Origin of the sequence: uncultured Cohaesibacter sp., from assembly GCF_963556055.3 — a bacterium.
In the GTDB taxonomy this organism is placed as follows: domain Bacteria; phylum Pseudomonadota; class Alphaproteobacteria; order Rhizobiales; family Cohaesibacteraceae; genus Cohaesibacter.
Window position 1 is genome coordinate 497,165 of sequence record NZ_CAUVYE020000013.1, and the last position, 12,016, is coordinate 509,180.

At 53.0% G+C, this 12,016-nt stretch carries 11 protein-coding genes; 9 read left to right on the forward strand and 2 right to left on the reverse strand.

Annotated features, from left to right (window positions below):
- Window positions 1-50 precede the first annotated feature (50 nt).
- From pgeF to ychF, 9 genes are all read left to right on the forward strand, one after another.
- Complete coding sequence (pgeF, locus tag ACHZB8_RS10960) at window positions 51-818, forward strand: peptidoglycan editing factor PgeF (protein WP_316860301.1); 768 nt, start codon at window positions 51-53, stop codon at window positions 816-818.
- Window positions 819-867: 49 nt separating this feature from the next.
- On the forward strand, window positions 868-2,025 hold the full coding sequence (locus ACHZB8_RS10965; protein WP_316860302.1) for a Xaa-Pro peptidase family protein: 1,158 nt from the start codon (window positions 868-870) through the stop codon (window positions 2,023-2,025).
- Between the two features lie 302 nt (window positions 2,026-2,327).
- Complete coding sequence (locus ACHZB8_RS10970; protein WP_316860303.1) at window positions 2,328-2,999, forward strand: hypothetical protein; 672 nt, start codon at window positions 2,328-2,330, stop codon at window positions 2,997-2,999.
- 362 nt (window positions 3,000-3,361) lie between these two features.
- A complete protein-coding gene (gene amt / locus ACHZB8_RS10975) occupies window positions 3,362-5,845 on the forward strand; it encodes an ammonium transporter (RefSeq protein WP_316860305.1) in 2,484 nt (827 codons plus the stop codon).
- Window positions 5,846-6,199: 354 nt separating this feature from the next.
- The gene (locus ACHZB8_RS10980) at window positions 6,200-7,132 is read left to right on the forward strand and encodes a ribose-phosphate pyrophosphokinase (protein ID WP_316860306.1); all 933 of its coding nucleotides are present in this window, start codon (window positions 6,200-6,202) and stop codon (window positions 7,130-7,132) included.
- A 254-nt stretch (window positions 7,133-7,386) separates the two neighbouring features.
- Window positions 7,387-8,052, forward strand: coding sequence for a DUF6064 family protein (locus ACHZB8_RS10985; RefSeq protein WP_316860307.1), 666 nt, complete (start codon window positions 7,387-7,389; stop codon window positions 8,050-8,052).
- A gap of 242 nt (window positions 8,053-8,294) precedes the next feature.
- Window positions 8,295-8,903 (forward strand): 50S ribosomal protein L25/general stress protein Ctc, encoded by a 609-nt coding sequence (locus ACHZB8_RS10990; RefSeq protein WP_316860308.1) that lies wholly within the window; start codon window positions 8,295-8,297, stop codon window positions 8,901-8,903.
- Window positions 8,904-8,955: 52 nt separating this feature from the next.
- Window positions 8,956-9,720, forward strand: a complete 765-nt coding sequence (gene pth / locus ACHZB8_RS10995) for an aminoacyl-tRNA hydrolase (RefSeq protein WP_316860309.1) — start codon at window positions 8,956-8,958, stop codon at window positions 9,718-9,720.
- Window positions 9,721-9,722: 2 nt separating this feature from the next.
- On the forward strand, window positions 9,723-10,823 hold the full coding sequence (gene ychF, locus ACHZB8_RS11000; protein WP_316860311.1) for a redox-regulated ATPase YchF: 1,101 nt from the start codon (window positions 9,723-9,725) through the stop codon (window positions 10,821-10,823).
- An 89-nt stretch (window positions 10,824-10,912) separates the two neighbouring features.
- On the opposite strand, the gene ACHZB8_RS11005 is transcribed toward ychF, so the two are convergent.
- Window positions 10,913-11,104: a DUF2892 domain-containing protein gene (locus ACHZB8_RS11005; protein ID WP_316860312.1), complete on the reverse strand. Its 192-nt coding sequence runs from the start codon at window positions 11,102-11,104 to the stop codon at window positions 10,913-10,915.
- Window positions 11,105-11,354: 250 nt separating this feature from the next.
- A complete protein-coding gene (locus ACHZB8_RS11010; protein ID WP_316860759.1) occupies window positions 11,355-11,900 on the reverse strand; it encodes an adenine phosphoribosyltransferase in 546 nt (181 codons plus the stop codon).
- Window positions 11,901-12,016: the final 116 nt, after the last annotated feature.

The following is a 12,016-nucleotide window of genomic DNA, read 5'->3' on the forward strand; positions in this document are numbered from 1 at the left end:
CCAACAATTTGCTGATCAGAATTCTATCTACCACTGCCCAAGGAGCCTAGATGCGCATTCAACATCCCTCGCTGCTCAATTTGTCCGGCATTGAACACGGCTTCTTCACCCGCAGCGGAGGCACATCGAGTGACACCTACCATAGCCTTAATTGCGGATATGGCTCGGATGACGATCAAGACAAGGTGCGCCAAAACCGGGCCCTTGTTGCAAAGACAATGGGCGTTGACGAAGGACGATTGGTAACGGCCTATCAGGTACATTCCGCAGACGCGATGGCAATAGATGCCCCTTTTCCGAAGGACAACACACCAAAGGTCGACGCATTGGTCACCACTTCGGAACGTCTTGCCGTGGCCATTCTGACAGCGGATTGTGGACCGATTCTTTTCGCAGATCCGATCCATCGCGTGGTTGCAGCCGCCCATGCCGGATGGCGCGGTGCATTTGGCGGCGTCATCGAGGAGACGATCCGGAAAATGTGCGAACTGGGGGCTGAGGCATCAAAAATCACCGCAATTCTGGGGCCAACCATATCTTGCAAAAACTATGAGGTTGACCAGGGCTTTTTGAACCGCTTCACTGAAACGAGGAAAGAGTGGGAACGGTTTTTCAGTCCGGGGCAAAGAGAAGGCCACCACCAGTTTGATCTGCCAGCCTTCATCATGATGCGGCTGGAGCACAGTGGTATTGGCACTGCGGTCAATCTGGATCTGTGCACCTATGAAGAAGAAGACCGGTTTTTCAGCTATCGGCGCTCAACCCACCGCAAAGAACCGGATTATGGTCGACAAATATCGACAATTGCCCTTGTCTGATCGACCCTGAAAAGAACTGCTTGAAGTCCGCCAACCAAGGAGCTTGAACATGGCGCTACACTTTTCCGAGGAAGAATTCAAAAGCCGCAAGGCCTCCCTCTTGGCAAAAATGGCAGACCGCAAGCTCGACGTCATGCTGATTTTCTCTCAGGAAAGCATGTTCTGGCTCACCGGCTATGACACAACCGGCTTCGATCTTTTCCAATGCCTCATTCTGCGCAAGAACGGAAAAACCGACCTGCTTACGCGCTCTGCGGATGTCAGACAGGCCAAACTGACGAGCAACATCAACAATATCCATATCTGGGCAGACCGAAAAAAGAAGAAGGCATCGCCAGCGATGCAGCTGCGTGGCCTGCTTGAAGATCTCGATCTTCTGGGAAGCCGCATCGGCATTGAATATGATGCTCATGGCCTTACCGCAAAAGATGGCCGGACCCTGGACGAATCCTTGCGATCTTTTGCCGACACCGAAGACGCATCGAGGATCATTCCTCCTTTGCGGTCAATCAAGTCCGGGGCAGAAATCGCCTATATACGCCGCGCCGCCGAGTTGACTGATCTTGCCTTCAACGTGAGCCTTCCGCTCATCAAGGCCGGCAGTGACGAAGGCAAAATTCTGGCCGCGATGCAGGGAGCCATTCTTGAAAATGGAGGTGATTTTGCAGCTTCTCACTTCGTTTGCGGCTCGGGCGAAAACGCCCTGCTATGTCGCTACAAGACTGGCACCCGGACACTGGAAGCAAAAGACCAGATCACGATGGAATGGTCTGGTGCCTATCGCCATTATCACGCCCCTGCGATGCGAACTGTCTTGATCGGGGAAGCGACGGCACGCCATCAAGAGCTCTATGAAATTGGCAAACAGGCTCTCAAATCCGTTGAGGCGGTCATGCGACCTGGCCACATGATCGGAGAAATATTCGACGCACATGCCAGGGTCATCGACGAATTGGGTGCGCACGCACACCGGCTCAACGCCTGCGGCTATAGCGTCGGAGCCGCCTTTGCCCCGAGCTGGATGGGGTGGCCGCTGATCTATCGCGGCAATGAATATCAGATCTGCTCCAACATGACATTGTTTGTTCATATGATCATGATGGACAGCGAAAACAACATCGCCATGAGCATGGGCCAGACCTACTTGACCACAGAAGCCGAGCCAGAATCCCTTTCAGCGCTCCCCATGGACTTGCTCGTCCTTTGAGGAAGAGCAGCAAACTGGACAAGTTCGGGTGCCGGGATCGCATGGCACCCCTTCCTTCAAAAAACTTGCCCCAGCCTCAATCGCACATCAAAACTGCCGATCAATAAAGTGTTTCTTTATCTCCTTGGTCTACCGTGGCGATAAGGATAACGTTTTGTTTCTGAAGTCTGTGGCATTTTCATCATTGCATTAAGGACGTTTGAGAATCTGCCCAGGCCAGTAAAACCGCTAATTTCGTTCGAAGCCAAACGGCCATTCAAATCCGAGCAGGAAGCGGCTGAAAAATGCGGAGTATTAGTATCATGCGTAAATTACTCTTTGGATCGACCTCCAAGGTCGCAATCTGTGTGTCAGGAACTCTGATCTTGTCCGCCTGTGCGTCAGGTGGCGTACCGACCCCTCCCAGAACCATTGGTGGAACACCACCATCAATCATGGAAAGTCAGCCGCCAGCAGAAGACTACACAACAACAACAACAGATCAGAGTGAAAACCAGTCAGATCCGTCACCCACTGAAGACGAGAGAACCGACACCCTTCCTCCGGCAACCAGTATGCCAGGCGAAACCGCTCCGAGGGCGCAGGAACCGGCCCCTCAGAGAACCGAGGAAACAAGGGCATATCTTACCTTTGAACCCATGGTCGGAGCTCCGAAATCGGTTGCAACCGAATTGTCCAAGGCATTGGGCCTGCGCGTTGCACAGAAGGCTTTGCCTGTTGTTGCTCGGTCTGACACGAAGGTTACCCACCGCATCAAGGGCTATTTCTCCGCCAGTGAGTCCGGCTCCGATTGCGTCATTTCCTATGTTTGGGACATTTTTGATCCCAAAGGAAAACGCGTTACCCGGGTAACTGGATCGAAAAAAACCGCCATGATTTCATCTGACCCATGGGACAGCGTAAAGGGCGATGTTCTGGATGAAGTGGCGATTGATACGGCCGCAAAAATCAAGACCTGGTTCAGCAGCCTCTGAAAGCTTCCGCACCCATTTCCTTTTCATGAGCCTGAAACGAACGGCAGTCAGACCTCGTCTCGCTTTCGGCTCATGAAGGTATCTCCCCGTCAGCAAGGCTGGCCACAGGCCAAAACAATATTAATAGGCAAGAATTCCAAGGGCAGGCCTGTGAAAACATTGCCTGTTACATCCTTGTAAAAAATAACAATCAACCCACCCAACCAAACCAAAACTGCTTAAAAACCAAGCAAAGCCCTGCGCTCAAACTGCGACAGATTGTCCCGGTCTATTTGTTTTTGGCACAATTAACTATAATTAAAACAGGCTACTCATAACGTTTTCGCAAAAGCATGAATTCTTCTTTTCGAGGACGCATCCATATGAAAAAGCGCTCATTTTATGGATTTGCGAGAACCAAATTTTCATTCTTTGCAAATTTCGTAACGTCCGTTTTTATTTTCTTGATTGCCACAAAGCAGGTCTGGGCCACAAGTTCCCTTGAAGCTCGAATTTCAGAGCTCGAAGCACAAATCGCTCAGGGGCTCGAAGCGCAGCAGACCAACTCCGATCACATCTGGACGATGACAGCCGCTGCCCTGGTATTGCTTATGCAGGTCGGTTTTCTTCTGCTTGAAGGCGGCATGGTCCGATCGAAAAACTCGATCAACGTTGCGCAGAAAAACATACTGGACCTTCTGATTTCCGTATCGCTTTTCTACTTGATCGGTTTCGGATTGATGTTTGGCTCCAGTGTTGCCGGCGTGGTTGGCTGGGAGCCATCGCTGTTTGCCTGGGATTCCTTCCCTGACTGGAACTATACCTTCTTCGTTTTTCAGGCCGTTTTCGTAGGAACCGCAGCAACGATCGTCTCTGGGGCCGTGGCCGAAAGGATGACCTTCACCGGCTATCTCGCCAGTTCCGTCCTCATATCGATGATCATCTATCCTGTCTTTGGCCATTGGGCCTGGGGCAACCTGCTAGAGGGTGACAACACCGCATGGCTGGCAGATCAAGGCTTCATCGATTTTGCCGGATCAACTGTCGTCCACTCCGTTGGTGCCTGGGTAGCTCTTGCCGGTATCATCACTATCGGCCCACGTATTGGCAGGTTCAACAAGGACGGGTCCGTCAACAAGATTCAAGGCTATTCCATCGTTCTCGCATCAGCCGGTGCGATCATCCTTCTGTTCGGTTGGATCGGCTTCAATGGCGGCTCCACGACAGCGGGAACCCCGGACTTCGCCAGAATTGTCGCCAATACCCTGCTCGCTGCCGTTTTCGGTGGAACCGTCGGCTTCTTGTTTGGCTGGATACGCGACGATGTGTTTGAACCTAGCCGCTCCATCAACGGGATGTTGGGCGGTCTGGTGGCGATCACCGCGGGTTGCGACGCCGTCAATCCCCATGGTGCGGTTATCATCGGCATCACCGCAGGCATCTTGGTCTGTGTGGCTGAAGATGTCATCGCCAGCAAATTCAAACTTGACGATGTTGTCGGTGCGGTATCCGTACATGGTGTCGGCGGGGTCCTCGGTACTCTCATGGTCGCCCCCTTTGCCATCGAAAGCAAACTGGCAGCTGGAAGTCGCCTGGGACAATTTGTCGTCCAGGCCGAAGCCGTGGCGATCTGTTTTGCCTGGACCTTCTCAATGGCCCTGATCATGTTCAAGCTGATCGACAAGACAGTTGGCTTGCGCGTCAGCATTGAAGATGAACTGAGGGGCCTCAACATCGCAGAACATGGCGCATCCCTTGGCACCGGCGAGTTGCAACGGCAACTGATCGAGATGACAGACGGGCGTTGTGATTTGACAAGCCGCTTTGACGAAAGCTCTGGCGATGAAATGGGCGAGTTGGCTCAGGTCATCAACCCATTCGTTGCCAAGGTTCACAATCTGGTTCGGCAGATCTCCAAACATGCAGGGGAAGTAGACGAAACCTCTCAAAATCTCGTTGAGATTTCCGAGGAATTCACCACCAACTCGCAATTGCTGTCCAGTCACTCGAACAAGATGCACGATGTTGCCTCAAGCGTGGAGTTGCGGATCGGTTCGGCCAAGGAAACCTCGAACCAGATGGCGCAATATGGACAGGAAATCGTCGGCTCCGCAAAAACCATGTCCGATGAGATCCGCGAAGTCTCAGACACGGTTGGCGAGTTGGCCTGCTCGGTGCAAAATATTGCCTCCAACGCAGACAGCGCATCCGAGATTGCCCTCAAGGCGTCGGACCTGTCCCAGTCTGCCAATCAGACAATGCAGTCACTGGTCCTCGCGTCTCGGGAAATTGATACGGTCGTGCAATTCATTATGAGTGTTGCTAACCAGACCAATCTGCTCGCCCTTAACGCAACCATCGAGGCCTCGCGTGCAGGCGAAGCTGGCAGAGGATTCTCGGTCGTTGCCAATGAGGTCAAACAACTCGCGATTCAGACGTCAAAGGCCGTCGAGGAAATCCAGGAAAAGGTCGCCCGCATTCAGTCCGGTTCCAATAGCGCTCAAAGCGGTATCGACGAAGTGGCCCAGATCATTGATGCGATCCGGGATGGCGTCGAAATGATCCGAGAAACGACTCATCAGCAGAGCCAGTCAACATCCAACATCGCCAGAAGCACGACTCACATCAGCACGATGGCCGAAGAAATGACCAGTCGGATAACCAGCCTGTCGACGGGCATCAACGACATATCCAACAATTCGGTGGACATGTCTGTGGATTCCGCAGGCCTCTCCAACACCAGCAAAGAGCTGAGCGCGCGAGCCAAAGATGGTGAAGCCAATGCGGGCAGAACCAGACAAAGAGCCCATTCGCTCAAGACGGTGTCGCAGGAACTGGTGCAGGCCGTATCAGAATTCGAGGTTTGATCACCAGAGACGGTCACGTCTGAACTTTTCAAATCAACACAATACAAAACTCACGCTCCGAAGCGGCAAACCGTTTCGGAGCTTTTTTTGACGAGTTTTTAACGAAAAATCACGCTCAACCTGTCACATAAACTTTACATTTACAGGCTTCCGTGTTTACAACGCCCTAGAAACATCTCTCGTATTTTTCATCACTGCGGATGCTCGGACTTATCTGCAGACAATCACTTTCTCAACATTTGGCCAAGTTTGTTGAATGTTGACAAGTTGATTGTGTTTTTTAGGACGCAAACTGAGCCACCCCCGACTACAGGCTCCCCATCATCATTGCAAAAGCGATAGGGCATACGGTTCATGAAACTTTTCGCCGGCAACTCCAATCCCACTCTTTCCAAACGCATCGCGGACTATCTGGGCATCGAACTTTGCGATGTCTCTGTACGACGCTTTGCAGACCAGGAAATCTTCATCGAGATCCATGAAAATGTCCGCGGCCAGGATGTATTCGTGGTTCAGCCAACGTCCTACCCGGCCAACGACCATCTGATGGAATTGCTGATCCTTATCGACGCATTGCGTCGCGCCTCGGCACGCCGGATCACAGCAGTCGTTCCATATTTCGGTTATGCCCGGCAGGATCGCAAACCCGGTCCAAGAACGCCGATCTCGGCCAAGCTGGTGGCCAACCTGATCACCAGAGCCGGAGCGGACCGCGTCCTCACCCTCGATCTGCACGCAGCGCAGATACAAGGCTTCTTCGATATTCCAACCGACAACCTCTATGCCGCACCGGTTTTCTCACGCGACATTCTGGAACGCAACGAAGTGGAAGACGTCATGGTTGTTTCGCCAGACGTTGGCGGCGTTGTCCGTGCCCGATCACTCGCCAAGCGCATCGGCGCACCGCTCTCCATCGTCGACAAACGGCGCGAGCGTGCAGGTGAATCCGAAGTGATGAACATCATCGGCGACATCTCGGGCCGTAACTGCATTCTGGTTGATGACATCATTGATTCCGGTGGCACCCTCTGCAACGCCGCAGAAGCCTTGATGGCAAAAGGCGCTGCATCGGTTACCGCATACATCACCCACGGCGTCCTCTCCGGTGGAGCCGTTGCAAGGATCACATCCTCGAAACTGCGCGAACTGGTCATCACCGATTCCATCGAGCCGACCGAAGCGGTACTGAACGCCCATAATATCCGCGTTCTCAGTGTCTCGAACCTTTTGGGAGAAGCCATCTCCCGCACGGCCAACGAACAATCGGTCTCGTCCCTTTTCGACTAGCAGCCCCGCTCTCAAAGCGATGGCGTTCAGTTGATATGAACGAACAAGACAATTGGCCCGCCAGCAGATCCGATCTGCGGCGGGCTTTTGCTTTCCTTGTCAAAAAAAGGCGGCCCTCTTGGCTGTCCAGATCATCCTGTTTATTCAACAAGAGATGAGCTGATTTGCCGCAAAGGAAATGATCTGATCTGCTTGCCCCCTCAGGGTCAAGGCCCCATTTAAACAATGGGCTTTCTCACCTCAGGGAGGATATCATGCAGTTCACGGAAGCAGATCTTTTCGCCGTTTTCGAGGCGTGGAACAATGCCGCCTGGCCCTTGCAGTTTATCGCTTATGGGCTTGGGCTGATCGCGGTCGGCCTTTTATTGCGCCCCTCGAAGCGATCCACGACAACAACACTCATCATCCTTGCAGCAATGTGGCTCGTCAATGGGATCGGCTTTCACTGGTCCTACTATACAGCTGTCACCCCTGCTGCCTGGGTTTTTGGCGCAGCCTTCGTGATCGAGGGTCTTCTGCTTGCCGCCACGCCCTTTGTTGCTCCAACCTTCAGGATCGGACCGCGCAAGGATGCCGCAACGCTTGTTGCTCTTGCCCTTATTCTCTATGCAATGGTGTTTTACCCACTCTTGGGGATGTTATTTGGCCAAAGCTATCCTGCGACACCGACCTTTGGATTGATACCCTGCCCGACAACGATTTTCACCCTCGGTCTCCTTCTGCTCGGCAGTTGGGGAATGGCAAAATGGCTCTTGATCATCCCTTGCCTTTGGGGCGTCGTCGGAGGCAGCGCTGCGATCCTGTTCGGCGTACCTCAGGATTACGGACTGATCCTTGCAATGCTCCTGGCTGTGGGATCCGTCATCGGTCACTGGTTCGGACTGCGCTTGGTCCGGCATGAGATTCAGGAGCGTGCCTGAAGGAGCGAAACCGGCGTCTCTTTCATCCCGCGCGCGACAAGGCTAGCGGCTGACGCAGCAAACAAGGCTCAGGCCCTCATGCCTTCAAACCCGGTCGCTAAAAAGGCCCATATTTCAGCGCCAAACGCTTGCCTTCCTCGTCCCTTTGCCTTATAAGCCCGTGAAGCTGCCTCTACACCCTTGGAGGAGTTGCAGCAAATGGGCCGGAAATCGGCCTTTTTTCAGTTATCTAGGAGTTTACTATGGCTGACTTTGAATTCAAAGCAGAACGCCGTGATCGGGTTGGTAAGGGGGCCGCTCGTGCACTTCGTCGCGAAGGCAAGATCCCTGCCGTGATCTATGGCGATAAAAAAGAGCCACTGGCCATTTCCATTCCTTTCAAGGAAGCGGAATTGCAGATCAAGAAAGGTGGCTTTCTGTCTCACATCATCAGCATTGATGTGGAAGGCGAAAAGGTCCGCGTGATCCCTCGCGACTATCAACTTGACGTCATTCGCGACTTCGCCACGCATGTTGATTTCCTGCGCGTTTCCCAAACCACCAGAATCACTGTTGGTGTGCATGTCAAATTCATCAATGAAGAAGACTGCCCGGGTCTCAAACGCGGCGGTGCGCTCAATATCGTGCGCCGTGAAGTTGAAGTCCAGTGCCCTGCAACAGAAATTCCTGAAGCAATCACTGTTGACCTCAAAGAAGCAGATATCGGCGACTCGATCCACATCTCATCGGTTACCCTGCCGAATGGTGTGACCCCGACAATCACCGATCGCGACTTCACCATCGCAACCATCGCAGCTCCAGCCGGTTACAACGAACAGGCTGAAAGCGAAAGCGAAGAAGAAGAAGAATAATCACTCTGAATTTTCAGAGCCCTAAAAGAACACGGGTTCGGGAGAAAGTACCATGTATCTGCTTGTCGGACTTGGCAATCCCGGACCCAAATATCAAGGCAATCGCCACAATATCGGTTTCATGGCGATCGATGAGATTGCCCGCCAGCAAAATTTCGGCCCATGGCGCCGGAAATTCCAGGGCGAAGTGAGCGAGGGCCAGATTGGCAGACACAAGGTCCTGCTGCTCAAACCAACCACCTTTATGAATGAATCCGGCCGGGCGATCACCGAGGCATGCCGGTTTTACAAAATCGAACCTCGGGACGTCTTCGTTTTTCATGATGAACTTGATCTCAAGCCCGGCAAGGTAAAAGCCAAGCTTGGTGGTGGGGTCGCAGGGCATAACGGCTTGCGCTCGACAGGAGCCCATATCGGCAACGAGTTTCACCGTGTACGCCTCGGGATCGGGCATCCCGGACGGGAACGCGTCACCCAGTGGGTTTTGGGAGATTTTGCCAAAGCGGACAGAGAGTGGCTCGAGCCAATACTCGATGCCCTTGCCAAGTCCACCCCCAGTTTGCTCGAAAAAGATCTGGGCCGTTTCATGACCGATTTCAGTCAGATCCTGTCACCTCCGGTCAACGGCCATAAGAAACAGAAATCTGTTGATGGCGATGGGTCTGATCGGAAGCCGGACCAGAAGTCGGATAAAGAAAAGAGCAACGCCGATAATGGCACCAGGGACAAAGCCCGCTCCGACGAAGCACAGGAGCCCCCTAAGAATGCGATGGCCGAAGCGCTGATGCGTCTTGCCTTCAAGAACAAGGATGAATAGCAATGGGTTTTAAATGCGGTATCGTGGGCTTGCCAAATGTTGGCAAATCAACCCTGTTCAATGCGCTCACCAAAACAGCGGCAGCACAGGCTGCCAATTACCCCTTCTGCACTATCGAGCCCAACACCGGCGACGTCGCCGTACCGGACCCTCGCATGGAAGCAATTGCCAAAATTGCTGGCTCCAAAGAGATCATCCCGACACGCTTGACCTTTGTTGACATCGCCGGCCTTGTACGCGGCGCATCCAAGGGTGAAGGTCTTGGCAACCAGTTTCTGGCCAATATTCGTGAAGTCGACGCAATCGTTCACGTTCTGCGCTGCTTTGAAGATGACGATATCACCCATGTCGAAGGCAAGATCGACCCGGTCACCGACGCGGAAACGGTCGAGACCGAATTGATGATATCGGACATGGAGAGCCTTGAGCGCCGCGTCATCCCCTTGCGCAAAAAGGGACAGACTGGCGACAAGGACGCCAAGGCACAGGCTGCTCTGATGGACAGCCTGCTTGAGCTGCTGCATGATGGCAAGCCGGGCCGGATGCTCGATATCATCGACGAAGAACATCGTCGGGCCGTCTCGGATCTCAATCTGCTGACCACCAAACCGGTTCTCTATATTTGCAATGTCGATGAGGAAAGTGCAGCGACGGGCAATCAGTATGCCGATGCCGTCAAGGACATGGCAGACAAGCAGGGCGCTGGTGCAGTGGTCATTTCAGCGGCCATTGAAGCGGAAATCTCCCAGCTCGACAGCGAAGAACAAGTCGACTTTCTTGAGACCCTCGGGCTTGAAGAACCCGGACTTGATCGCATGATCCGCGCCGGTTATGACCTCTTGCACCTCATCACCTATTTCACCGCAGGTCCGAAAGAAACCCGCGCATGGACGGTGACCAGGGGTTGCAAAGCACCTCAGGCAGCAGGCGTGATTCATACCGACTTCGAACGTGGCTTCATTCGCGCCCAGACCATCGCCTACAACGATTATGTCACGTTGGGGGGCGAAACGGCAGCCAAGGAAGCTGGCAAAGCCCGCGACGAAGGCAAGGAATATATCGTCCAGGACGGCGACGTCATGCTCTTCAAGTTCAACACTTGAGTTGAATCAACTATTCCGCGTCTGTCTTCAAAACAACAAAGCCGCCTCGAGATTTTTGAGACGGCTTTTTCATGTCTGCGTGTCAGAGATTAGTCATCTTTGCCACAGCTGTTTATTCCCAATGGCACATACAGCGGGCAGAAGCGAAACAGCCCTGTGGCAAGGGGCACAATGCCGATCAGCCCCCACAGGCTTTTTGGCCCGATCACCGTAATCGCCAACAAGGCGACACCAATGATGATCCGTAGAATGCGATCAAGATTTCCCACATTGGTTTTCATTTCAATCTCCTCAATAAGCAATAGCCTCATATTAGCCAACGAGCAGCGCTTCGCCAATAAAACCATACGGTGAAGAACCGCAACACCCTAATTAAAAAATGGACAGTTTGTGCCTGTCTCACACATCGTAAGCCTGGACAGGCTCAATCTATCACCGCAGGGCAATGAGCCTATAAAACAGAAATCCGCCGATCTCACGCACAGATCGACGGATAAACGAGACATCACAAAATAGATCGAGAAGAGCGGCCTATTCGCCTTCGAAAGCAACCAGCGAATGCACATCGACGCCCTTTTCACGCAAAAGCGAAGCACCGCCAAGATCTGGCAAATCGATAACAAATGCGGCAGAAACGATATCGCCACCAACCCTTTTGAGCAACTCAATGGCGGCAAGAGCCGTTCCGCCTGTTGCAATCAGGTCATCAACCAGCAGCACGCGCTCTCCTTGCGCGATCGCATCTGCATGCAGCTCAATACGATCCGTTCCATATTCAAGCGAATAGTCCTGCCCGACCACTTTGCCAGGCAATTTGCCTTGTTTGCGAATCGGAACGAAGCCAACACCGAGCACGTCCGCCATGGCGCCACCAAAGATGAAGCCGCGGGCCTCAATGCCAGCCACCTTGTCGATTTTCTGGTCCATATAGGGCTCTGTCAGATCGCGCACCGATTGTTTGAAGCCCGCACCATGTGCAATCAGACTGGTAATGTCACGAAATATGATCCCGGTTCTTGGATAGTCCGGAATGGAACGAATAAGGGATTTCAGGTCCAGTCTTTCGCTGCTTTGCATCAAAGGCTCCAATTCTTCACAAAACACATCGGGATAGCGGTCTCCGGCGTGCCAATCAACCATAGATCTCATCCATGTCAAATCTGCCAGTTCGCAGCATGAAACCACGTCGCGAC